19 protein-coding genes are annotated in these 23,044 nt (G+C 66.6%); 7 read left to right on the forward strand and 12 right to left on the reverse strand.

Going from position 1 to position 23,044, the window contains the following annotated elements; all coding sequences use genetic code 11:
• Window positions 1-366 precede the first annotated feature (366 nt).
• The 5 genes from rfbA to LCF59_RS14685 all read right to left on the reverse strand — a co-directional run bounded on the left by rfbA (window position 367) and on the right by LCF59_RS14685 (window position 4,807).
• On the reverse strand, window positions 367-1,269 hold the full coding sequence (gene rfbA, locus LCF59_RS14665) for a glucose-1-phosphate thymidylyltransferase RfbA (protein WP_292288364.1): 903 nt from the start codon (window positions 1,267-1,269) through the stop codon (window positions 367-369).
• Window positions 1,266-2,132 carry a dTDP-4-dehydrorhamnose reductase gene (gene rfbD / locus LCF59_RS14670; RefSeq protein WP_292288365.1) on the reverse strand — a complete coding sequence of 289 codons (867 nt, stop codon included), beginning with the start codon at window positions 2,130-2,132 and terminating at the stop codon, window positions 1,266-1,268. The genes rfbA and rfbD overlap by 4 nt, the downstream gene beginning before the upstream one ends.
• Window positions 2,133-2,202: 70 nt before the next feature.
• On the reverse strand, window positions 2,203-3,243 hold the full coding sequence (gene rfbB / locus LCF59_RS14675; protein ID WP_292288366.1) for a dTDP-glucose 4,6-dehydratase: 1,041 nt from the start codon (window positions 3,241-3,243) through the stop codon (window positions 2,203-2,205).
• Window positions 3,240-3,800 (reverse strand): dTDP-4-dehydrorhamnose 3,5-epimerase, encoded by a 561-nt coding sequence (rfbC, locus tag LCF59_RS14680; RefSeq protein ID WP_292288382.1) that lies wholly within the window; start codon window positions 3,798-3,800, stop codon window positions 3,240-3,242. The genes rfbB and rfbC overlap by 4 nt, the downstream gene beginning before the upstream one ends.
• A gap of 2 nt (window positions 3,801-3,802) precedes the next feature.
• On the reverse strand, window positions 3,803-4,807 hold the full coding sequence (locus LCF59_RS14685; RefSeq protein ID WP_292288367.1) for a replication initiator protein A: 1,005 nt from the start codon (window positions 4,805-4,807) through the stop codon (window positions 3,803-3,805).
• A 468-nt stretch (window positions 4,808-5,275) separates the two neighbouring features.
• Here LCF59_RS14685 and LCF59_RS14690 point away from each other — a divergent pair, with 468 nt between their 5' ends.
• The 3 genes from LCF59_RS14690 (at window position 5,276) to LCF59_RS14700 (ending at window position 10,384) form a co-directional block, all read left to right on the forward strand.
• Entirely contained in the window at window positions 5,276-6,661 is a 1,386-nt protein-coding gene (locus LCF59_RS14690; RefSeq protein WP_292288368.1) for an AAA family ATPase, read from the forward strand.
• Window positions 6,662-6,869: 208 nt separating this feature from the next.
• Window positions 6,870-7,898, forward strand: a complete 1,029-nt coding sequence (locus LCF59_RS14695; protein ID WP_292288369.1) for a ParB N-terminal domain-containing protein — start codon at window positions 6,870-6,872, stop codon at window positions 7,896-7,898.
• A gap of 149 nt (window positions 7,899-8,047) precedes the next feature.
• Complete coding sequence (locus tag LCF59_RS14700) at window positions 8,048-10,384, forward strand: glycosyltransferase (protein ID WP_292288370.1); 2,337 nt, start codon at window positions 8,048-8,050, stop codon at window positions 10,382-10,384.
• A gap of 80 nt (window positions 10,385-10,464) precedes the next feature.
• On the opposite strand, the gene LCF59_RS14705 is transcribed toward LCF59_RS14700, so the two are convergent.
• On the reverse strand, window positions 10,465-11,244 hold the full coding sequence (locus LCF59_RS14705; RefSeq protein ID WP_292288371.1) for an ABC transporter permease: 780 nt from the start codon (window positions 11,242-11,244) through the stop codon (window positions 10,465-10,467).
• Window positions 11,245-11,291: 47 nt separating this feature from the next.
• Between LCF59_RS14705 and LCF59_RS14710 the strand changes: the two genes are divergently transcribed.
• Both LCF59_RS14710 and LCF59_RS14715 read left to right on the forward strand, forming a co-directional pair.
• A complete protein-coding gene (locus LCF59_RS14710) occupies window positions 11,292-12,512 on the forward strand; it encodes a capsule biosynthesis protein (RefSeq protein WP_292288372.1) in 1,221 nt (406 codons plus the stop codon).
• Window positions 12,509-13,162, forward strand: a complete 654-nt coding sequence (locus LCF59_RS14715; RefSeq protein WP_292288373.1) for an ABC transporter ATP-binding protein — start codon at window positions 12,509-12,511, stop codon at window positions 13,160-13,162. The genes LCF59_RS14710 and LCF59_RS14715 overlap by 4 nt, the downstream gene beginning before the upstream one ends.
• A 7-nt stretch (window positions 13,163-13,169) precedes the next feature.
• Here LCF59_RS14715 and LCF59_RS14720 read toward each other — a convergent pair whose 3' ends face one another.
• Window positions 13,170-14,063 carry a glycosyltransferase gene (locus LCF59_RS14720; protein WP_292288374.1) on the reverse strand — a complete coding sequence of 298 codons (894 nt, stop codon included), beginning with the start codon at window positions 14,061-14,063 and terminating at the stop codon, window positions 13,170-13,172.
• Between the two features lie 212 nt (window positions 14,064-14,275).
• Between LCF59_RS14720 and LCF59_RS14725 the strand changes: the two genes are divergently transcribed.
• A complete protein-coding gene (locus LCF59_RS14725) occupies window positions 14,276-15,007 on the forward strand; it encodes a glycosyltransferase family 25 protein (RefSeq protein ID WP_292288375.1) in 732 nt (243 codons plus the stop codon).
• A gap of 64 nt (window positions 15,008-15,071) precedes the next feature.
• Here the strand turns inward: LCF59_RS14725 and LCF59_RS14730 are convergent, their stop codons facing one another.
• The 3 genes from LCF59_RS14730 to LCF59_RS14740 form a co-directional block, all read right to left on the reverse strand.
• Window positions 15,072-17,375 carry a glycosyltransferase family 4 protein gene (locus LCF59_RS14730; protein ID WP_292288376.1) on the reverse strand — a complete coding sequence of 768 codons (2,304 nt, stop codon included), beginning with the start codon at window positions 17,373-17,375 and terminating at the stop codon, window positions 15,072-15,074.
• Window positions 17,375-18,352, reverse strand: coding sequence for a hypothetical protein (locus LCF59_RS14735; RefSeq protein WP_292288377.1), 978 nt, complete (start codon window positions 18,350-18,352; stop codon window positions 17,375-17,377). Before LCF59_RS14735 ends, LCF59_RS14730 begins: the two co-directional genes overlap by 1 nt.
• Window positions 18,353-18,465: 113 nt before the next feature.
• Complete coding sequence (locus LCF59_RS14740) at window positions 18,466-19,443, reverse strand: hypothetical protein (RefSeq protein ID WP_292288378.1); 978 nt, start codon at window positions 19,441-19,443, stop codon at window positions 18,466-18,468.
• A 155-nt stretch (window positions 19,444-19,598) separates the two neighbouring features.
• On the opposite strand from LCF59_RS14740, the gene LCF59_RS14745 reads away from it, so the two are divergent.
• Complete coding sequence (locus LCF59_RS14745) at window positions 19,599-19,772, forward strand: PLD nuclease N-terminal domain-containing protein (RefSeq protein ID WP_292288379.1); 174 nt, start codon at window positions 19,599-19,601, stop codon at window positions 19,770-19,772.
• 118 nt (window positions 19,773-19,890) lie between these two features.
• Here the strand turns inward: LCF59_RS14745 and LCF59_RS14750 are convergent, their stop codons facing one another.
• Together LCF59_RS14750 and LCF59_RS14755 are read right to left on the reverse strand one after the other, a co-directional pair.
• Window positions 19,891-21,552: a hypothetical protein gene (locus LCF59_RS14750; RefSeq protein ID WP_292288380.1), complete on the reverse strand. Its 1,662-nt coding sequence runs from the start codon at window positions 21,550-21,552 to the stop codon at window positions 19,891-19,893.
• Between the two features lie 223 nt (window positions 21,553-21,775).
• Window positions 21,776-22,711, reverse strand: coding sequence for an IS110 family transposase (locus LCF59_RS14755; RefSeq protein WP_292288381.1), 936 nt, complete (start codon window positions 22,709-22,711; stop codon window positions 21,776-21,778).
• Window positions 22,712-23,044: the final 333 nt, after the last annotated feature.

Genomic DNA, 23,044 nt, shown 5'->3' on the forward strand with positions numbered 1-23,044 from the left:
CCGCGATGCCCGCCACATGTCACCATTTTAATATATACGGTGAGGGAAGCTGGCCGAGTCCAATCAATCAGCTTCTTTCATGCGACGGGGGTACTCGCCTCCAGTTTCGGCGAAGGCAATCAACAAGAAGTGGTTGTCTTCGCCTACACCCGGTCATTACGGGGGATACCCCCCGGAGTCGTCAACACGTTTTTTACCAAATTTGTCATAGATTCTGGGTTGACCATAAATGATGGCACAAGCAGTGGTGACTCAATTGAAAATTAAATTTAGCCTTAATGTCCTTTTAGGCGCTGTCTCCTACCTCCCCCAACCTTTCCTTATCCGAATCGCCTCAGCGTGACGAGTGGTAGGGAGAGGGACGGCTCAGCCCTCGTTCAGCAGGCTGAGCAGATACGCGCCGTAGCCGTTCTTGCCGAACATCCCGGCACGCTGGCGCAGCGCCAGGGCGTCGATCCACCCCTGGGCAAAGGCGATCTCGTCGGGGCTGCCGATCTGCTGGCCCTGGCGATCACTCAGCGTGCGTACGAAGTTTCCGGCATCGAGCAGGGATCCATGTGTGCCGGTATCGAGCCAGGCATAGCCCCGCCCCATCAGTTCCACGCTCAATTGCCCGTCGGCGAGGTAGCTTTCCAGAAGCGCCGTGATCTCCAGCTCGCCGCGCTCTGACGGCTGCACCTGCGCCGCGCGGGCAGGCGCCGTGCCGTCGAGGAAATAGAGCCCTGTGACCGCGTAGGGCGACGGTGCCTTGGCGGGTTTCTCGATGATCTGGCGCACTGTGCCGCCTTCGCCGAAATCCACCACGCCATAGCGTTCGGGATCGGCGACGCGGTAGCCAAAGACGGTGCCGCCGGTATGCGCTGCATCGGCGCTGGCCAGAACCTCTGGCAAGCCGTGGCCGAAGAAGATGTTGTCGCCCAGCACCATGGCGGAGGGGCTGCCATCAAGGAAATCCTCGGCCAGCAGGTAGGCCTGCGCCAGACCGTCGGGTGAGGGCTGTTCGAGGAAGGTGAACGTCAACCCCCATTGCGCCCCGTCGCCCAGAAGGTGCCGGAACTGGTCCTGGTCCTGGGGCGTGGTGATGATCGCGATCTCGCGGATGCCGGCCAGCATCAGCACCGACAGCGGATAGTAGATCATCGGCTTGTCGTAGAGCGGCAAGAGCTGTTTGCTCAGCCCCATGGTGATCGGGTACAGCCGGGTGCCCGACCCGCCTGCGAGGATGATGCCCTTGCGCGCGGATCGTGCCGCATGTTCATGTCTGGTCACAGGGCCAACTCCTTCAATATGGCGCGCAGGCCGTCCTGCCAGTCGGCAGGCATAATTCCGAAATCCGACTGGAGTTTGGCGCAATCAAGCCGGGAATTGAGCGGGCGTGTTGCCGGGGTCGGGTAGTCCGACGACGGGATGCCCGTGACCGTCACGTCCCGACCAGCCTGCGCGAAGATCTCGCGGGCGAACCCGGCCCAGCTGGTCTGCGGCGCGCCGGCGTAGTGATAGGTGCCGCCGGTCGCGGCCGAAGGCGCGCCACCAAACATGCCGCCGGCGCGCATCATTTGCGCCAATGTCAGCAATGTCGCGGCGATATCGGCGGCTGGGGTCGGCCCACCGATCTGGTCGTCCACGATGTTCAGCACGTCGCGGGTTTCAGACAGCCGCAGCATGGTCTTGACGAAATTCGTCCCATGGGCCGAGACCACCCAAGAGCAGCGCAGGATGATGTGCCGCGCCCCCGACGCGCGCACCGCCAGTTCGCCCGCCAGCTTGGTGCGGCCATAGGCGTTTTGCGGTGCAACAGGGTCTGTTTCGCACCACGGACGCTGCCCGCTGCCCTCGAAGACGTAATCGGTCGAGACATGCAGGAACGGGATGTCCAGATGCGCACAGGCCGCCGCCATCGCACCGGGGGCGGCGGCGTTGATCGTCTGGGCCAGCGCCTCTTCTTCTTCCGCCCTGTCGACGGCCGTATGGGCGGCGGCGTTGATGACGACGCGGGGGGTCAGGTCGGCGATGGTGGCGGCGCAGCCCTGCGGGTCCGACAGATCCGCCTGATCACGGCCAAGGGCGATGACATCCGCCTGCCGCTGGAGTTCCGTGGCCACCTGCCCGGTCTTGCCGAAGACGAGGATCATGGCTGCTGCCGGGAGCGAGGGGCCAGCCCCTCGCGCTCCCCGGAGTTTGCTTGGCAAGATGAAGGAGCGGTCATTCCGTCGCTCCCAACCGTTCCCCTACACCGTCGCGGCCCTGCAAGACGCGCCACCAGTCCTCGTTGTCGAGATACCAGCGCACTGTGCGCCGCAGCCCTTCCTCCAGCGTCACCGAGGGCCGCCAGCCCAGCTCACCGCGCATCCGAGACGGGTCGATCGCATAGCGCAGGTCATGCCCGGGACGGTCGGTGACGAAACTGATCAGCCGGTCATGCGGTGCGCCTGCGGGCACCATCTCGTCCATCAGGGCGCAGATCATGCGGACAAGGTCGATATTGCGCGCCTCGGCCTCGCCGCCGATATTGTAGGACCGGCCCACCGCGCCGCGCTGAACCACGGTCAGCAGCGCATCGGCATGGTCCTCGACATAGAGCCAGTCGCGCACGTTCTCGCCCTGCCCGTAGACCGGGATCGGCTTGCCCGCCAGCGCGTTCAGGATCACAACCGGGATCAGCTTTTCCGGGAAATGATAGGGCCCGTAATTGTTCGAGCAGTTCGACAGCACCACGGGCAGCCCATAGGTATGCCACCACGCCCGCACCAGGTGGTCGCTCGCCGCTTTTGACGCCGAATAGGGCGAACGTGGATCGTAGGGCGTGTCCTCGGTGAACTGGCCAGTCGCAGCCAGAGACCCGAAGACCTCGTCGGTCGAGATGTGGTGAAAGCGGAAACCCTCGGGCCGGCCGTGCGCGTCCCAGTAGCGCCGCGCCGCCTGCAAGAGCGTGTAGGTGCCCACCACATTGGTGTCGATGAAGGCCCCGGGTCCGTCGATCGACCGGTCGACGTGGGATTCGGCCGCCAGGTGCATCACCGCTTGCGGTTCAGATTCGGCCAAGACAGTCTCCAGCAGGGCGGTATCGCGGATATCGCCCTGCACGAAGCTGTAGCCCGGATGATCCGCCACCACGGCCACGTTGTCGAGGCAGGCCGCATAGGTCAGCGCGTCGAGGTTGACGACCTCGTGCCCCTGCCCGATCGCCCGCCGCACCACCGCCGATCCGATGAACCCGGCCCCGCCTGTTACCAGAAGTTTCACGTTTCACTCCACTCAAACGGGCTATCGATCTCCGCCAGCACCGGGGCCTCGGCATCCTTGTTCGACAGGATCGGATCGCAGGTCAAATCCCAGTCGATGCCGGCACTGTCCCAGCGCAGCGCGCCTTCCGCCTCGGGCGCATAGTAGCCGGTGCATTTATAGACGATCTCCGTCTCCGGCGCACGCGTCACGAACCCGTGGGCAAAGCCCTCGGGCACCCAGAGTTGCCGCCCGTTCTCTGCGGTCAGCTCGACACCAGCCCACTGCCCGTAGGTCGGAGACCCGCGCCGGATATCCACGGCCACGTCAAACAGGGCCCCGCGCCCGCAGCGCACCAGCTTGCCCTGGCCGTGCGGCGGCGCCTGGTAATGCAGCCCGCGCAGCGTACCGGCTGTCGCGGACAGCGAATGATTGTCCTGCACGAAGTCCGGGTCCACCCCGGTCGCCCCGGCAAACCGCGCCCGGTTCCATGTCTCCGCGAAAAACCCGCGGGCATCGCCAAAGCGCCGCGGCGTCAGGATCACAAGCCCCGCAAGGGCGGTTGTCTCTACCTCCAGCATCAGCCGTCCTTTTGTGTCTTCACCCAGGCGAGGAAGGCCCGGTCGGGGCTGGTCAGCCTTTTGCGCCCGGTCTCGTCCCACCAGGCCAGCCAACGCGCCTGCAGGCCGTAGACATCCATGCCGGGCTTCAGCACCTTCGCCGCCTCCAGCGTCTCCTGCCGCAAGATCGGGGCATCCATTGGGCGCGGTTTGGCCCGCCGCGTGACAACCAGCACATCGCCCGCGCGTTCGGACAGGGCATAATCGGGCAGATGATCGCTGGCGATCATCCTGCGGAGTGCGGCGCGGAACACCCGCACGGGCGCGGCCGAGCCTGCCTTGCGGTGCAGCACCGGAATCGAGATTTCCCATTGCGCCTGTCGCCCGCAATGCTTGCGCGCCAGCTCGTAGACCCGCCGTTCGAGCGGTTTGCGCAGCCGGAAATAGTCGCGCGACAGGGTCAGCACCGACCGGGCACAGACCGCCCTGTAAAGCCAGTCCGACAGGGTCACCGTCACGCTGATCATCCGTCCCCCCCTGGACCGCCGCAGGATCTCCCAGCTCTCGATCAGGCCAAAACCCCGCGTTGCCTCGACCCCGCCGGTCTCGATGTTGGTGGTGATCCGCGTACCCGCCAGCCGCTCGAATCCCTCGCGCAACCGCGCATAGCTGTCACCCCCGGTGTCACGGTTGGTCGCCACAAGCAGATCATGCGCGCGCAGGGTCAGGGTCCGTCCCACCTCACGGCCCGCATTCATAGCCGCCACCAGCTGGCTGATGCAGTAGATCAGGATATCCTTGTCATGCAGTGTCGCCCGTCCCCGCACCGATGGCGTGACCTGCACCTCGACCCCGTTATGGGCATAGGACAGAACACGGGTATCGGGCCGCGTGGACAGCGAAAAGATCGGATGTTCCATCGATGCCAGGTCATCCTTGGGACTGGCATCGAAAAAGTCGCAGACGAAAAAATCGCCTGTCGGATGTCGGTCGGGCAACAGCCCGCCTCTGCTCGTCGCGCCCATCGGGTTCGCCTGTTCTTTGCTCTGCTCGCCCCCGCGAGGACCGGTCTGTCGATCTTGCGCCGACCCGGCCTATCGGGGTTTCAGTGACACCCAGCGTAAAGTTATCCACATCCCAAGTCCATGATTCCCACCCTTTGCATCGCCGGATCGGAATCGCTTGCTCGGAGGATCAGAGTCGCCCTAACGGTGGATCGGAATCGCTCTGCCAGGCAAAAGATGCATAATCTTTTTTCAAATCAACAGTTTGGCAAGACGTCCCCAAGCGTTTAACGTATAATTAACAGAAATTAACTTACCGGCGCATCCCGGTACATCAGGAACATGCCCCTGCACTGGTATTTCAACCCCCTGAATTTGCTTGGGAAGATGCACAATGTAGCGGTTTTACTTCCATGTACGGGTTTTTCTGGTAGTATGCCGGAAAGAGCGCACATCAAGAGGCGCGATCCAGCCATGGCAGAGCACCACATGACATCGGAACAGGCCCTTCCTCCCTATTTCAACATCAATCCCAACACCGCACTTGGCGGGCTGGGAGCCCCCACCACGACGGAGGATTTCGCGCGGATCGCCCGCGCCTGCGAAGCGGGCCGCGCCGATCTGGCAAGCCGGGGTCTGGAAGACAGTGGCGGGCGCAGTTTGCGCCTCTTCTCCACCTGGGAAATCACCCGCTACCTGATCCCGGTCGCCACGGGGCATTTCCGCCGCGTGCTGAAACAGAATCCCGTCCTGCCGCAAGGCCGCAGCGAAACGACGGGCGGCGCCAAGTGGTTCACCTTCGACGAGGTGCTGCGCCTGCGCGCGCATTTCGCCGCCGAAGGCTCCAAGACCAAGGAATACCTGCCCTACCGCCCCAAGGGCCAGCCGGCCAAACTCGCCGCGGTGGCCAATTTCAAGGGCGGGGTCGGCAAGACCTCGACAGCGGCGCATCTCGCCATGTCCGCGGCGCTCGACGGCTACAAGGTGCTGGTGATCGATCTCGACAGCCAGGGCTCCATGACCTCGATCTTCGGCGGCACCGTCGCCGATGAATGGCAGACCGTCTTCCCGCTTCTGGCGCGCCATCATGCCCGCCACCTGCAGGGCGAAAACCAGCGCCGCATGGACCGGGGCGAAGCGCCCATGCCGCTCGACGACACGCTGTCGGATGCGCTCACCGCCCGCAGCGAAACGCTGATCCAGAAAACCCACTGGCCCAATATCGACCTGATCGGCGCGCAGCTGAACCTTTACTGGGCCGAGTTCCAGATCCCCGTCTGGCGCATGGGATCGCGCGGCTGGAAGCTCTGGGACGCGCTCACCGACTCGCTCTCCGAAGACGGCATCCTGGACCAATACGACGTGATCTTCCTCGACACCCCACCCGCCCTTGGCTACCTCACCATCAACGGGCTGGCGGCCTCGGACATCCTGTTGGTCCCATTGGGTGCGTCCTTCCTGGAATTTGACTCGACGGGGCGATTCTTCGACATGCTGCACGCCACCTTCGGTTCCATCGAGGAGGCCGAGAACATGGCCGCCCGCGCGCTTGGCCGCGACGGGCTGGCTTTCCAGTGGGACGCGGTGCGCGCCGTGGTCACCCGCTTCGATCCGGCGCAACAGGCCGAACTCGCCGCGCTGATGCAGGCCTATCTCGGCCCCACCCTGTCGCCGCACCGTCAGGGCTTTACCGCGCTGATCGGCCAGGCCGGTGAGCAGGTGCAGGGCATCTACGAGGCCGATTACCGCGATTTCAACCGTGAAACCTATGTGCGCGGCCGCGAAACGTTCGACGCCACCTACGCCGCCTTCAAGCAGCTTCTCATCGGCAGCTGGCACCGTGACGTGCAGGCGGCGCAACAGGCTGCGCAATGAGACCTGGGGCGCCATGCGGCAAACGCTCGGGGGGGCTGTGCGCGCACCGAACGGGTGGAGTCCCCGTGGTCCGCGCCGCGACACACCGGTCTTTCTTCTTGCCTGAAATATCCCGGGGTTTGGGGCAGAGCCCCAATCAACGCGCGCCATATTTACCCGGCAGTCATCATGCGCCCCAACCCTCGCGACATCATGCATGGAGGCCCGCATGGCCAAACGCAAACGCCTGACACCGCCGAATCCCGCCTATCTCGACAGCCCGTCCGCGCTTGAGACAAAGGCGATGTTCTCGCCCCCGAGGGCGGCGCCGATCGCCGATGTGGCGCGCGACGCCTCGGCCTCGGCGGCGCTGGACGAATTGTCCGACACGATGACGCGCGCCCGCGACGAGGGCCGCATGGTGGTGCAGCTGCCGCTCGACCAGATCGAGGTGGATCACCTTGTCCGCGACCGCATCGTGGTGGACGAGGGCGAAATGCGCACCCTGGTGGCGTCCCTGCGCAGCCGTGGCCAGCAGACACCGATCGAGGTGGTTCAGCTGGGTGATGGCCGTTATGGGCTGATCTCGGGGTGGCGGCGCTGCCGCGCGCTGGCGCAGATCGCCGAAGAGGACCGCGCGGGCGCACCCACCGTGCTGGCCCTGCTCCGTCGCCCGGAAGAGGCGTCTGACGCCTATCTCGCGATGGTCGAGGAAAACGAGATCCGTGTCGACCTGAGTTACTTCGAACGCGCCAGAATCGTCTCCAAGGCGGTGGAAGAAGGCGTGTTCGCGCTGGAGCGCACGGCCTTGCAGGAGCTTTTCCGCTCCGCCAGCCGCGCCAAGCGGTCGAAGATCGGCAGCTTCCTTCCCGTGGTGCGCGCGCTTGACGGTGCGCTGCGCTTTCCGCAAGCGCTCAGCGAGCGGTTGGGTCTGAGCCTGGCGCAGGCAATCACCCGGGACGATGGCTTCGCCGCAGCGCTGCAAGCAAGGCTGGCGGAAACGCAGCCCGACACGCCAGAGGCGGAAACAGCCCTTCTGACAAAGATGCTGACGCAGAAGGCACAGTCTCTGAACAGCGGTTCAGAGACGAAACCAGACCCGTCTGAAAAGGCGTATCGCGACGAAACGGTAGGCGCATTCACGCTGCGCCGGCACGCCGATGGCACGCTGTCGATCCTTGGCGCAGCCTGGCCGAAACGCATGGAGTCGGATCTGCTGATGCTTCTCAAGGCGGCCTCGGACAGGGTTGCAAGATAGGTCCGAAGTGGACCTATTGTTTCGCGTGCGAAACATTGGGACCGATACGGACCTAATTTCACCCCGCTGAATTTGGCCACGGTTAAGCCCGCGTTAACCATCTCCGAGGCAATCTGGCCGGTGATTGGATTGTTCCGAAAGCCGTGCCCATGTTCCTCCGCCTGCGGCAGCTCTATCGCCGCTATGCCACGCATCACCTGGCGCTGTCCTTCGGTGTCGTCCAGATCGCGCAGGCGCCCCCGATCGCCGTCGACTTGCGCCAGGGGCGCGTCTGCGTGGACGCGGACAGCGTCGTGCTCGAGCATGGCGGTGCCCGCGCTGACGGCCGAGCGCCCTCCCTGCCGCATGTGCATGGGGCGGGCTTGCGGATTTCGCTGCGAACCGGGGGCGACGCGGTGACCATCCCTGCCCTGTCACGTGTTGATCTGGCGCGGGGCCATCTCGCGCTCTGGCCCGGCCTGCTGGCGCGGGGGCTCCGCATCCTGCCGCTGTTGCCGCGGTGTCGCGCGCCGCATATTCGCGCCCGCGCCGTGCGGGAACTGGGGCTTGCCGCGGATCTGCCCGCCCCGATGCTGGACCTGCCGCGTGCGGACACATCCCTGTTTCGCATCGCGACCGGCGTCACGATCATTCTGCCGGTGCATAATGCGGCTCCGCATGTGGGGCGCTGCCTGCACCGGATCGAGACGATGACCGACCTGCCCTGGCGGCTGCTCATCGTCGAGGATGGCTCCAGCGATCCCGCGATCCGCCCCATGCTGCGCGACTGGGTGGCCCGGCGGGACCGGGCGCAGTTGATTTGCCACGACAGCGCCCGTGGCTTTGCCGCGTCGGTCAATTCTGCCCTGGCGGCGCTCGGCCCTGTCACCGCGCCGGTCGTGCTGCTCAATTCCGATGTTACCCTGCCCAAGGGGTGGGCCGGGCGGCTGATCGCCCCGATCCTCGCGGATGGCACCGTGGCCAGCGTGACACCGTTGTCGAACGAGGGCGAGTTGATGGGCGCGCCCCATGCCTGCGCCGGTGTTGCGCTGCGAAAGGGCGAAGCGGATGCGGTGGATGCGGCGCTCGCGCCCTTGGCGCGTCACAGGAGCCTGCCGATACTGCCCACGGGCTCGGGCTTTTGCATGGCGCTTGGTCCGGAGTGGCTGGCCGAGGTGCCACGGTTCGATGACCGCTTTGGCCGCGGCTATGGCGAAGAAGTGGATTGGTGCCAGCGCACGCGCGCCCTGGGCGGCCGGCACCTGTGCCAGACCGGTCTTTTCGTGGGCCATGTGGGCGCGGCGAGTTTCGGAGCGCAACAGAGACAAATCCTGCGCGATCGCGCCGCTCCGGTGCTGTCACGCCGCTGGCCGCGCTTCGACGGGGACGTGGCGCAGGCGAAGGCACGGGACCCGGCAGCAGGCGAGCGGTTGCGCGCCGGTCTGCTCTGGGCCAGGGCGCGGTTGAACGGGGCGCCCCTGCCCGTCTATGTCGCCCATTCGCTCGGCGGTGGCGTGGCCCGTTGGCTGGAGCAAAAGCTGCACGGTCACGAGCTGGCCGTGGTGCTGCGGCTGGGCGGTCCGCTGCGCTGGCAGCTCGAGCTGCACAGCAAGGCTGGTGTCACGCGCGGCGCGACGGCGCGGTTCGCCGATATTCAGACCCTGTTAGGCCATGCCGGGCCGCGAACCGTGATCTATGCCTGCGCCGTGGGAGACCCCGCGCCAGAGGAGATCCCGCGTCGCCTGCTCGACCTCTGCGCCGGCGGGCAGGGTCTGGAAATGATGTTCCACGATTATTTCCCGCTGAACCGCGATTACACGTGGCGCAGCGCCCCCGACCCCGAGTGGCAGTCGCTCTGGCGGGTGGCGCTGGACCGGGCGGACCATCTGACGGTGTTCTCCGATGCGGCCCGCCGGATCGTGGCGGAGACCCATCCCGATCTCGCGGGGAAACTCCGCCTGCGCCCGCATGGACCCCTGGGTGCGGTGCCGCGCCTGTCGCCTGCGCCCGCGGGGCGTATGGTGATTGGCGTGCCGGGACACCTCAATGCGCCGAAGGGCGCGGCGGTGGTGGCGGATCTCGCGCGGGTCCTTGCCGACACGGGAGAGGCGCGGCTGGTGGTGCTGGGCGAGGTGGCCCCGGAGTGTCCTTTGCCGCGATCGGTGAGCGTCGTGGGCGGCTACCGGCTGAGCGACCTGCCGCAGCTGGTGGCACGACACGGCATCGGCGCGTGGCTGATCCCGTCGCTCTGGCCTGAAACCTTTTCCTATGTCACGCAGGAATCGCTGGCCACCGGGCTGCCCTGTCTTGGCTTCGACCTGGGCGGGCAGGGGGATGCGTTGCGCAAATCGGGCCACGGGCGGGTTGTTGCGCTGCGAAACGACGGGTCGGTGGACCGGGAGGCGCTTCTGTCTGCGCTGCGCAGCCTGCCGGGATGGCCCGCGCAAGACCGCGAAACAGGCTCTGTCGTGCTGCGAAACCTGTTTGCGCGCCGGGTGCAGGCATGATCCTGGCGCGTCTCGAACCAGGTCCGGATCGGACCTATTGTTTCGCGCGCGAAACATTGGGGCCGCTTCGGATCTATCTGTCAGAGATCGCTGAGGATGTCGCGGTGCCAGCGCATCAATCCGATCCCGGCCAGCAGCGCCGTGCCCAGCCCCAGGGCCAGCACGAAAACCGGGCTGATATAGCCCGCGTCATAGCCGGGATAGATCCCGTTCCGGATATGCCCCACCACGTGCACCAGCGGGTTCCACCACAGCAGGTCCCGCCAAGGCAGGGGGACGTTTTCAAAGGTAAAGAACACCCCCGAGACCAGGAACATCGGCCGCATGGCGATCGACCAGATCCGCTGCCAGAGCGGCACGAGCCCGATGAGCAGGCAATTCAGCGCCCCGACCCCCAGGGCAAGCACCGCCAGCAGCCCCGCTGCCTGCGCCAGGATGGCGATATCAGGCGTCGCCCGTGTTTCGCCGAGAAACAGGATTCCGCCCAGAAGCAGGCTTGCCACCGCGACCTGGGTCAGCACCGCCAGCAGGAACCGCGCCAGCAGTGCATCGAACACACCCACCGCCGGATAGGCGAAAAGCGGACGCGAGAAGTTCAGCGCCTGCGCCAGTTTGCCGGTGATTTCGGTGAACGCCAGGAAGGGCAGCAGCCCGGTGGCATAAAACAGCGGAAAACTGACCCCGAGCGCCGGCGCGTGAAAGCTGATGGCAAAGATCGCCGACAAGAGCGCGATGCCCGCCAGGGGTTCGGCCACGGCCCAGAGATAGCCACCCGGCATGCGACCCTGCGTGGTGGCCATCTCGCGCAGCATGAGCGCGCCCACCGCCCGCCAGGGGCCGGGGTGGGCGCTGTGGCTCATGGATGTGTTTCGCTGCAAGAAACCCGCATAAGAGGAATTATTATACAGTGACTCGCCTTAAGGCAATCCCTCGCGATCCGGCCGCGCCGTTTTATGCCACTGCCCTGGCCTCGGACCCGGTGGCAGCGCTGCCGCCGGTGCCGCGGGCCGGATGGGCGCGGCGGCATGTGGCGCTGGCGCTGTCTTTCGGGCTTTGCGTGGTGCTGCCGGTGTTGCTGAGCGCCGTGTATCTTTGGGGGCGCGCGGCGGATCAATACGCCTCGGAGGCCGGCTTTGCCGTGCGGCACGAGGTCGGCGCGGCCGCGCTCGCGGGGCCGGGCGGCCCGGCGGGGCTTTCGGGCAGCAGCACGCGCGATACCGATATTCTTTACGAATACCTGTCGTCGCGGCGTCTCGTGGCCGAACTGGAGGCGGACCTGGGCTTGTCGGATCTCTGGTCGAAACCCGGATCCAAGGCGCCGCAAGGCGTAACAGACCCTGTTTTTGCCTTTCCACGGGCCGGATCGGCCGAGGATCTGCATCGCTACTGGTCCCGCCGTGTCGCGGTATCGCATGACAGCCGGGCTGGGCTGATCGCGCTGCGGGTGACGGGGTTTGCCCCCGAAGACGCCCAGAGGATCACCGCCGCCATCGTGGCCCGGGCCACGGCGCTGATCAACGAGTTGAGCGACGTGGCGCAGGCTGATGTGCTGCGCGATGCGGCGGCCGAACTGGAGACGGCCGAGGCGCGGCTGCGGCGGGCCCGCGCCGCGATCACGGTGTTTCGCAACCAGCATCAGCTGGTCGATCCGGCGGTCGATCTCCAGGCGCGGGCCCGCCTGCTGGGCACTTTGCAGGGGCAACTGGCCGAGGCGCTGATCGGGCTGGACCTGCTGCGCGAGGCGACGCGCGCGGGCGATCCGCGCATCGCGCAGGGCGCGCGCCGGGTGGCGGTGATCGAATCGCGGATCGCCGCCGAGCGCGCCAAGCTGGGACTGAAGGGGGATGGCGATGCCTTTGCCAGCGTCGTGGGCGCCTATGAGGTGTTGATCGCGGACCGGGATTTCGCCGAGCGGGCCTATGCGGCGGCGCGCAGCACCCATGACATGGCCCAGGCCGAGGCGCGGCGGCAAAGCCGTTACCTGGCCGCCTGGCAACAGCCGACGCTGCCGCAATCCTCGCAATATCCGCGGCGCGGGCGCTTGATCGCGTTGATCGCGGGCGGTGCGATTCTGCTCTGGGGGCTGGCCGCGCTGTCGGTCTATGCCGCGCTGGACCGGCGCGGATGATCGTGCTGGACGATCTTTGGAAACGCTTTCCCGGCGGGCCGCCGGTGGCGCGGGGGATCAACGCCACCTTCCCCCGGGGCCGCGCCACGGCGCTTCTGGGGTGCAATGGCGCGGGCAAGTCGTCGCTTCTGGCGCTGATCGCGGGCAGCCTGCGCCCCGATGCGGGCCGGGTGATCCGGCAGGGGCGCGTGTCGTGGCCGGTGGGCTTTGCCGGAGCCTTCCACCCCGATCTGACAGGCGCACAGAACACTCGCTTCGTCGCGCGGGTCTACGGTGTGGACAGCCGTGCACTGTCGGCTTTCGTGCGCGACGTGTCGGGGCTGGGGGACGCGATGCGCCAGCCGGTGCGGCGCTACTCCAGCGGAATGCGGGCGCGGCTGGGGTTCGCGATTTCCATGGGGGTGCCGTTTGACATGTATCTCGTGGACGAGGTCACGGCGGTGGGCGATGCCGCGTTTCGCCGCGAAACCTCCGCGCTTCTGAAGGCGCGGCTGGGGCAGGCGGGGGCCATCGTGGTCAGCCATGCCCCGGCGCAGCTGCGCGACCTGTGCACGGCGGGGGCGGTGCTGGAGAATGGGCGTCTGCGCCTGTTCGACGATCTGGAGGCGGCGATCGCCCGCTACCAGGCACAGATGCAGCGGCTGGCGTGAGGCGCCGTTACGCGGCGAGCCAAAGGGCAAGGCGGTCGCGCAGCCAGTGGCGATGCGTGCTGAGGTGGCGCAGGCGTTGCCTGGGATCCAGCGACAGGACCTGGCGCAGGATGGTCCGGTTCCGGGGTGTCAGATGGGCCATGTTTGTCTCTAACGCGGTGATATTCCGGCACATCCAGCCCCGGTAACTGCCATCCCGAAGCCGGTTCACGCGCCAGAGCGCGGCGCGCAACCCGGCGCGGGGACCAAGGTGATTGCCCGCATGGGCGCGGTAAAGAAGGCCGGGCCGCGCGTCTTGCAGGACCTGCACGCCGGACCCGGTGAGCAACAGATAAAGCCACCAGTCCCAGAACGGCACATCCACCGGGCCGGCCTGCCGGGCCAGCGCCGTGGCGGCGGCATCGAGCATCAGCCCGCTTCCCGGTGTCAGGCATTCCACGAGGGCGTTGCGAAACCCCGCCCTGTTGCCGCCGCGCCAGGGCATCGGGCGCGGCGGCTGTGCTGGCCGGAGCAGCATCCGGTGGGCGCAATAGACCCGCCCGGCTGCGGGTGCGGGATCATGCGCCAGCGCCCTCAGCCCCCGGCGCAGATGGGTCGGCAGCCACAGATCGTCCTGATCGGCAAAGGCGACCGGACCGGGGGGCAGATCGGAGTGGCAAAGCAGGCCAAGGTAATTTGCCGCCATGCCGCGGGTCGGGCCGTGCAGCAAGACAACCGGGTTGGGCTGGTTTTCGGCAAAGGCGTGAATTTGCGCCCATGTGGAATCGGTGGATCCGTCATCGCTGATCCAGAGCGACCAGTCGGGATGATCCTGCGCGGCGAGGCTGGCCAGTTGCTGGCGCAGAAAGGCGCTGCCATTGCGGGTGCCCATGAGCACGGTGATATGGGGCAGGGGGGCCATGTGCCGAGCATGGTGCCGGCCTGTCGGAGGAACAATCTAAAGTTGCATTCTGGTGTAGGTTGACGCCAGACCGTGGCTTTCGCGCCGCTCTGCCGGACCTGTGGCGGACTCGCGCCGGGACTGCTTGAGACAGTATCGCTTCCGTTTTAGGGTCGCGCCAAGCCCTGATGCGGGCCGGTATTGCCAGCTCTGACCATGAAGGCCCCCGTCCAATGGAGTTTCCTCCGATCTACATCCTGAGCCTCGAGGGTGCGCAGCGGTTCGGGCCGCTGGCCGAGGCGCTCACGGTGCGCGGGCTGACCTTCGAGGTGTTCTGGGGGATCGACGGGCGCAGCCGTTTGCCCCGGGCGCATGAGCCCCTGGTCGACCGGGCCGGGGCCGAGGCGCGCATGGGGCGGCCGATGTCGGACGGCGAATTTGCCTGCGCGCTGTCGCACCGGCAAATCTACGAGCGGATCGCCGCCGGGGACGCGCCCTCGGCCATCGTGCTGGAGGATGACGCCGATCCGGGCCCCGCGTTTTTCGACCTGGTGTCGGCGCTGGCCGATCCACCCTGCGGGTTGCTCCTGTTCGATCACAAGAACACCTATGTGAAGATGCGCGACCGGCTGATCCTGCCGGGAGGTGTGCGCGCCTACCGGATGGCGCTGCCGCCCTTCCTGGCCACGGGCTACATGGTGTCGCGCGAGGTGGCGGCGCATCTGGCGTTCCGCGACGGGCCGGTGGTGCAACCCTCGGACTGGCCCGACGCGATCCTGCAATTCGACAGCTATGCCTGCGATCCGCGGGTGATCACCCAGCGCGGCCGACATGCGGGCCTGTCCAGCCTCGAGACGGGGCGGCGCAAGCATGGGCACAAGCGCCGTAAGAGCCTGCGTCGGCTGCTGTACAGGTCCTATTGGCGGCGCTGGCTGACCAAGCGGCTGGCGCGCAAACTGGCCTGACGGCAAGCGGATGCGTGCAAGCGCGCAGCCCGGGGCCGGATCCAGCGAAGCCGGGGCTGGTCCGTCATTCCGCCGCGGCGAGCTGCGGCGGAGTGGTCTGCAAACGCAATGACCGCAGCAACAGCCCCAGTGGCCGCGGATCCGCCGAGGTGCCGAGATCGCGCGGGCTGTGGCAGGCGGGCAGCGCAAGGTCGATGCGCAGCGGTCCGGTAAAGCGGGGCAGGGGTATGGCCCAGTCGATCCGGGGGTCCTCGGTCCCGCCGCGGGTGCCGGACCAGGTGGCGTGACGCCCCGTGGTCTCCTCGGTGGCGGTGACGGTCAGGGTCTGTGTGCCCTCGGCCAATGCCGCGTCGAGCAGGGCCGCCGATCCGCTGAGCGCGGTCACGGGGTGATCCGGGCCAGCCAGGGTGCGGATGCTCGCTTCTGGCCGGGCGGTCCAGATGCCGGCCTCTTCGGGGGGATGAAAGCCGACAAGGCGCAGCGGCTGGTGCGCCGCGTCCCGGGGGGCCTCCCGCGCGATGCGGATCAGGTCGGTGTCGCCGTCAAGCGGCGGCAGGACGGCCAGGGCCGCAGTGTCGGGCGCATGCAGTATCTCGCGCACGGGGGCCATGTCGGGCTGCTCCAGGACCGGATCGCCGCGACCGTCAAGATAGGCGATCAGGGTGGCCTCCACGCCGTTGCGATGGGCCAGGTCGCGCAACCGGGCCTGTGCCTCGGGGCCGCTGTGCTGTCCCAGCGCCTGAAGCCCCATCGGCAGGGCAAGCGCCGGGGGCAGGCAGAGCAGCACCGTCCAGAGCGCGGGATCGGTGATCGGCAAGGCCAGGTCCGAGAGCTGGTGACCGGTGTCGCCGGGGATGTCGCAGGCGCGGGCCAGAAGCTGCCGCAACAGCCCCAGCCGTTCAGTGGCGGCCAGGCCACCCCCCTGCAGCAGCGCATGGCCCAGTGTCTCGGGGTCGCAAACAGCAGAGTCGAGCAGGTTCAGAGCCACATATGTCCCGATATCGTGCGCCGGGCAGGACCACAGATCCGGCGGCAGCAGCCCGCGCCCGGCCATGATCCCCGACATCACGCCGCGCACCTGCGCATAGCTGGCGTGCCAGTCGCGATCCTGTGGCTCGGCTGTGGTGCTGCGGCCGTGGGCCAGCGCGGCGCGGCGGGCCAGCCGGGTCTGTCCGGCATAAAGGAAACTGGCCAGCGCGTCGGCATAGGCGGCTGAATTGCGCGGTCCCATGTGCCGCGCCGCCGCCGTGCCGCGCGTGGCGATCTCGCGCGGGTCGCGGGCGATCGTCCGGAGCGTGTCCGCCAGCGCCTCGGCCCCGGCCTCGGCGGGCAGATGCCAGCCGCATTTGGCGGGCATCTCGGCGAAACAGCCCGATTTCTGCACGATGACGGGCCGGCCGCTGGCAAGTTGTTCGGCCAGCGACAATGACGCGCCTTCGGTGTTGGGGCGGCGCAGGTTGAAGAACAGGTCCGCCTCCTGCAGCACGGCGGCAAAGCTGGCCTGGTCCGGGTCGGGCAGGATGCAGATGCGATCGTCGAGCCCCTGCGCCTTGACGCGCGCGGTGAGCATTTGCAGGTAGGCCGCGTCGCCCGCGTGCCCGGCGAGGGTGACATGATAGCGCTGCGCCAGATCGGGGGCGGCGGCCAGCGCGTCGATCAGCATCTCCAGCCCTTTGGTCGGGCCGAGATGGCCGGTGGCCGCCAGCCGCAGCCGCGCGCCGTAGCCCGGTGCGCGATCGGCCGGATCGACCGGTATATCGGGGCGCGGCATGAAGAGCGTGGTGCGCGATCCCGGATAGCCGTCACCGATGGCGCGGGCGGCGAACTCGGAATGGGTGACCACCCCGGTGGCCAGCCGTGCCAGCACGTCCGAGAGCGGGACCTGCGACGCCCAGGTGCTTTCCCAGGGCACGTAGGACACCGCCTTGCTGGCGCGCAGCACCCCGCCCGAGGCGAGGTAGTCGAAGCCCGGCGCCCCCGCAACCGCGTGGATCAGCGCAGCAAAGCCCGGCGCGGGGGCCGTGCCGTCATGGTGCAGCCCGGCCAGCAAGTGCTGGTAGACGTGATCATGCAGCACCACCGGGCCGGGATGCGCCATCAGCGCGCGCAGGATCAGGCCGTGATGGGTCTCGTTGTTGCCCAGGTGGTAGAGCATCAGGTCAAACAGCGCGGGCAGGTCCGACTGCACCAGCGCCTCCGACAGCGGCAGGGTGGGGCAGGGCATCTCGAGCCGGTCCTCGGGTGGACAGGGCGGGTGCAGCACCACCACTTCGAGCCCCTTGCGGCGCACCAGCGCGCGCAGCACCGATTGGGCATAGGTCCCCACGCCGGTGCGCGCCGAGATCGGACAGACCCAGGCGAGGCGCATCAGGCGGCCTCTTGCGCGGCGGATGCCGTCTCGAACACCGCGTCGAAACGGGCCAGCGCCTCGGACCGGGCGGCGGCGTTCAGCGCGGCAAAGCGCGCGCGTTCGGGGTTCTGGCCGTCGCCCGTGCGGCGGATCGCGGTGATCCGGTCCAGCATGGGTCCCGCGCGGGTTTCCAGCTCGGACAGGCCAGGGGCCAGGTCGGCGTAGGAGCGCGCGGCGCAGAAACGGCGCAGCACCGGGCCGGGCCGCTGCCCCGGCGCGGGCAGGACCAGCGTATAGGCCCCCGAGATCAGGCTGTCGAAAGGCGACAGCCCGGCCACCGCCCGGTCGGGACCAAAGCCCAGATGCAGGTGCAGATCGGCCGCCAGCCCCGCCCCCATCGTGGCATGATCGCTGTCATGGCTGATGAGGCGCAGCGGCAGGCCGCGTGTGTGCAGTGCGCGGCGCAGCACCTCGGCCTGGCCCGCGGGCGCGCCGTGATCGAGGATCAGCAGACGCGGCGGCGCATCGGCGTGGGCGGGCGGCAGGGGGACCGGCACCGGGAAACGGTCGGCCAACGCCAGCGGGATCCAGGGGGCAAAGCCGACCGATCCCGCCACATCGGCCCGATCGATGAGGATGGCGCGGTCATAGCCCTGCAGCACCAGCGGCAGGGTGCCCGCCGTCTGCCATGTGCAGGGACCGCCAAACGTCTGCAACTCGGCAGACAGCGACTGTATCAGCAGCAGCGTGGCCGGGCCGCGCCGCAGCGCCTCGGGCAGGCCGAGGCCGAGCGAGGCGCTGCCCGAGGCATGCGGGCGCGGCGGCAGGGCGGCGCGGGTAAGCGTATCCTGGACCGCGCCTTGCCCGGTCTGGCGCGGCACCGGCGGGACCAGCGCGTGCCCGCGCCGGTGCAGGTGGCCGCGCAGCGCCTGGCTCAGCAGTCGTCCGCGCAGGGAAAGTCCGTGGGTGCCGGGGTCGGGAGTGTGGATGCGCATGGAATAATGTCCGGGGCAGAAGTGGTCGGTGTCCCGGTCATCCTTGCTTTATCAAGGTTAATGAAGGGTTACGGCAGACGGTGGGTGTCCATTGCCGGAAAAGCGGCCCCGGTTCATCCCGACGCACCTGGCCAGACCGGCAGGCGGCGGGCGTATGGCAGGAAGCTCTTGCCCGTTTCCTGCGCCACCCGGGCGATCAGGGACACGTCGTCTTGCAGGGTCTCGATGTCCGGGCAGCGATGGCCTGCCACGCGTTCCGGGATCGGTCCGAGATCGAGGCCGCGGTCGCCGAGGGCGGTGCGGTCGGCGTCGAAGATCCGCGCGACCAGGGCCGCCGTGTCGGGTCCGGTTTCGAACCGGCCGCGAAAGCTCTCGCGCAATTCGGCATAGGCGCCGAATTCGTCCGGGATGGGATGGGCATGCGCCTCGTCATAGCTCATCACGTGGTTCAGCATCCGCTTGAAGGCCAGCAGGTTGCCCGAGATCGTCAGGTTGCTGTGGCTCCGGGGCATCGCGATGCCGTCGACGCCGCCCATCTGGGCCAGGAAATCGGTGCAGATGTCGCCGCCCGAGAAGGCGTCCCGGCGGAACGGGCGCAGGGTGATGGCCGCGGCACCATAGACCGCTTCCCAGCGCTTGAGGAACCCGGTGAAGGGCTGCGGGAACAGGCGGATGTAATCGTCGAAACACGCCGTGAGGTTCCGCTCCTGCACCGCCTGCGCGTACCAGCTGGCCAGATAGCCCAGATGTTCGCGCAGATAGAGCACGATGCGGGTCTGACCCGGCGGAAACAGCGTTGCGGCGGCCGGTGGCGGGACATTGCGGAAGAACAGTTCGGACGAGATGACATAGCGGTATGACGGATCGGCGGTGGCCGTGGCGAAGGCCGCGCGCCAGCCCCGCGCCAGCCCGCGCTTTGGGTGTCCGGCCAGCGCATAGGCCAGCGGGTGATGCCCGCAGTGCAGCAGGTGGAAATCGGGATAGACCCATCCGGCGCGGGCCAGCGCCTGCGCGTTGTCGGCCAGCATCCGCTGGATCGAGGAGGTGCCGGTCTTGTTGGCCCCGATATGCAGCACGAAACGCGGTGTCATGCCGGCACGATAGCGTGCCCGGCCCGGCGCCGCATATCGCCAGATCTGGCGATGCGGGACGCCGCGCACCGGTCGCGCGGCACGATAGGCCGGGAACCAAAGGCGCCTTGGTCCGTTCCTGTTCCAGTCAAGACGAATGAAATGGCAGGCATCGCATGGAATACGGTATTTTCGGCATTCTTGTCCTGATCGCGGACATTTATGCCTTGGTTAAAACATGGGAGAGCGGGGCATCGACCGGGGCCAAGCTGCTCTGGACGGTTGTGATCCTGCTGTTGCCGGTCCTGGGGGTTATCCTGTGGCTGCTTTTGGGACCCAAGGCGGGCTGATTGCAGAGCCGGATGTGACGGGCGCGTTTTCCTCTGACGCGTCAGGCACGGCCTCTTGCGCACCGGGTTCCGGTTTTCCGGCCCGGTGCGTTTTTGCATCTGCCGGTTCGTTGCGCGATCAGTCGCCATGCACCGCGCGCCAGCGCGGGGTGTCGTCGTCCAGGTGGCGCAGCGCACCCCAACTGCCCCATTTGCCGGGAGGCGCGACATCGACAAACACGTTGAAAGACGCGCCGCCCGCTGCGTGCCATGCGCGGATCGCATCGCGGTAGAGCGCACCCATCTCGGCGGAATAATTGAACGCATTGAGGAAGCCGACCAGCCGGTCATTGTCGACCGCGTCCCATTGCGCCGCGGCATGGGTGCCGCCCTCGTACATCAACAGCTCGTACCCGTGCCGGTCGGCCACCTGCGCGTGATGCGGCCAGAGCCTCTCCGTCATCTCGCGGAACGATCCGGCGCGCACCGTCTCGGCGGCCTTGGCAAAGGTGCCATCGAACCGGTGCGCGCGGACATGTTCCCGCAGCGCCACGCGGCTGAGCCCGTCGGCGGTGCCGGTCGCGCGGGCGCGCGCCTCGGCGGTATCGAGAAGCGCTTCGGTGGCATCCGGTGCGCCCAGCTCATGGCCGAAATACCCGGTCACGGCATAGGCATCGAAAGACTGCGCCGGGTCGCGCCCCAGCACGGCGCGGGCCTGGGCCCCCTGCAGCACGGCGCGTTCCAGCCCGGGCCATCCCGTATGCACCGCGACCACGCGTTTCAGCCGTGCCTGCGCCTGGGGGCCGAAGCTGTCGGTCCAGATATCCATCACCTGGGCGGCGCGCAGGCCATAAAGCTGCATCCAGCCGGCCTCTACCTCGCCCCAGTGGGCTTCGGCCTGCTGCTGTGCCCAGCGGGCCTGGTCGAAGATGAAATTCCAGACCTCGTTGGAATACTCCAGATGCACCACCAGCCCCGGATCCAGCGTGGTTTTGACCTGGTCCGCCATGGCGCGCACAAGCGCATCATCGGCCAGGTGGGGCAGGTTGATCCACGGGTCCGCCTGCAGCGTGTTGGCCAGATCGACAATCGTTCCGAGCGGCACGCCGCGCCATGAATAGGAGAAATCCGTCTCTTTCGGCATATCGTCCCATGTGGCGCGTGTGGCGTTATTGGTCTCCATCCAGTCCATGAACCGTATCGTGCCGAACCGGTCGAGCTTGTCGGTCCAGAGGGGGTTGAAACGCGCGCCGCCTGCATGCAGGTCGAGATGCTCTTGTTTCACCACTGTGATCCCGCGGATCGGATCGGAGGCCTCGGTGGCCGAGATCTGCAGCCCGACCGGCCCGTCGCCGGGGGTGTAGGCGAACACGCGATGCCCCTCCGCGCGACGGATCACACGGGCGTTTCCGGTGATTTCGAACCGGCCCTGCCCGGTGAAGAACACGTGATAGCGCCCGGCCAGATGTGTGGCCTCGACCGGTTGATCGGTCAGGATCAGCGCCTCGAGAGAGCTGACCTCGGCGGGCACGCGCCGGGGCCAGCCATTTTCATCGATCGCGCCCTGCGCCTGCAGGTCTTCGAATGACACGCCGCCCCATTGGCCCGGCAGATGCCCGATCCAGGGGCGCGCGGTTTTCATCAGGTCGAGGAAAGGATGCTGCGTCGACCAGTCCGAGATACCGTTGAGCCCCACCGACATCGGCCGGTCCGTGACCTGTGCCGCGGCCGGCCCCGCCAGCCAGAGGGCCAAACAGAACAGAGTGCGGCACAGAACGTGGCAGGTCCTGGAAAGTGACATGGGACGTCTCCGGTTGGGACAATGGGCGGTGCGCGACACCCGACCTGTTGGCGTGGCACAGTATAAGGCCTCTTGTCGCTCACAGAAATCCCTCATCTTCCCGGGATGCGATCGTCTGAACGGGGTGAAAATATCAATAATTAACATAACTTTGCTTATACGAGCAAGATTTGTGGCCGCAAAGCGATAATGTCACCCATGGGCAAAGCAGTATCCGTGTTGATCAAGCGTAATCTTCAGACCATTTCCGCCCGTCTCTGAGAAGTGCGTTTGCGACAACGACAAGCTTTCGCATGATGGCGGTCAGCGCGACTTTGGGCGGTTTTCCGGCTTTCACCAGCTGGTCGTATTTCCTCTTTGCGCTCAGGTCGTGACGGATCACGCACAGTGCGGGCATATACATAGCGCGGCGGAAGAATGCGCGCCCGCCTTGGATGCGTTCCTTGCCCTGCCATTTTCCTGATTGGCGTGAGATCGGAGCCAATCCGGCCAGACATGCAGCCTGTTTTCCGCTCATGGTGCCCAGTTCGGGCATTTCGATCAGCATCGAAAATGCGGTGACCGTTGAGATGCCGGGAATACTTGTCAGGATGTCGAACTGCGCCATCAGCTGAGCGTCTTGCGCGACGAGTTCCAGGATGGCCTTATCAATCTGATCAAGGTGTTTTTCAACTTGGGTCAGCCGCTCTTTCAGCTGGCGCTTCAGCAGCTTTTGTGTGGTTGTTTGCATCCGTGTGCGCACCGTGACGCGATCTTTGATTAACCCACGCCTGGCCGTCATCATCTCTCTGAGAATGTTGAGATATTCAGCTTTAGGCGCTTGCGGTTCAAGCTGCAAAATGGTGCCCATCTTGGCGAGTATCGCTGCATCGACCCGATCGGTCTTCGCAAGCGTCCCCGTTGCTTCGGCAAACCTACGGGCTTGTCGTGGGTTCACCTTGGAATATGGAACAGCCCCTTCCGACAGGCTGTTTTCCAGTCGCCTGTGGTACACGCCGGATGCCTCGAACACGACCAAACCGGCGCTGCTGATCTCTATCCATCGATGCAACGCGCGCAGGCCTCTGCCATCATTGGCAAACTGCCTGTGTTCAGCTCGCGCCATGCTGTAGGCATCAAGCCAGTCTTTTGATACGTCGATTCCAATGGTATCATTCATCTGTCTTTTCCTCACCTCGTCTTGTCATGCGGGCTTTGCGCCCCAGTATCCGTTCAGGTCGATAGAAAAGACGGAGGCGATCACACTGCTTTTCGGTCCTTGCATGACCTGAAATGTCCCGATCCGTCCCCCGCCGCTGTCCGGCATATATGAGGTGCCGGTCAGCGGCTCCGTTATCGCATGGGAGCCAAGGACAGCCTAAGACAAGAAGTGTCACTCTCTTCGCATAACGATGTGAGGATGAGCGGACATGGGATGGGTGATGATGAGCGAGCGCGAGTTGAACCGCGTGGAAGTTTTGGCGCAGGTCGATGATGGTCGGCTGAGCGTGGA

This window comes from Marivita sp. (genome assembly GCF_020055675.1).
Taxonomy (GTDB): domain Bacteria; phylum Pseudomonadota; class Alphaproteobacteria; order Rhodobacterales; family Rhodobacteraceae; genus Marivita.